The sequence below is a fragment of the Pseudomonas sp. Kh14 genome (assembly GCF_900291005.1).
GTDB classification, from domain to species: domain Bacteria; phylum Pseudomonadota; class Gammaproteobacteria; order Pseudomonadales; family Pseudomonadaceae; genus Aquipseudomonas; species Aquipseudomonas alloputida.
Window position 1 is genome coordinate 1 of the sequence record NZ_OLKJ01000263.1, and the last position, 243, is coordinate 243.

At 62.1% G+C, this 243-nt stretch carries 1 protein-coding gene; it reads left to right on the forward strand.

The window, feature by feature from the left end; all coding sequences use genetic code 11:
* Positions 1–243 (forward strand): TOBE domain-containing protein (locus FQ668_RS28060; protein ID WP_144180854.1); only part of this gene is annotated, 243 nt, incomplete at both ends.

Sequence of the window (243 nt, forward strand, 5' to 3'; positions counted from 1 at the left end):
GCCGAAGGCCACGCGATCATTGCCAGCCCGGAGCTGGAGCGCAAGATCTTTGTCGGCCACGGCATCACCACTTCGGTGGAAGACAAGCACATTACCTACGCCCTGCGCCCGGAAAAGATGCTGGTCACCACCGAGCAACCGACCTGCGAACACAACTGGTCGCGCGGCAAGGTTCACGACATTGCCTACCTGGGTGGCCACTCGGTGTTCTACGTCGAGCTGCCGAGCGGCAAGGTCGTCCAG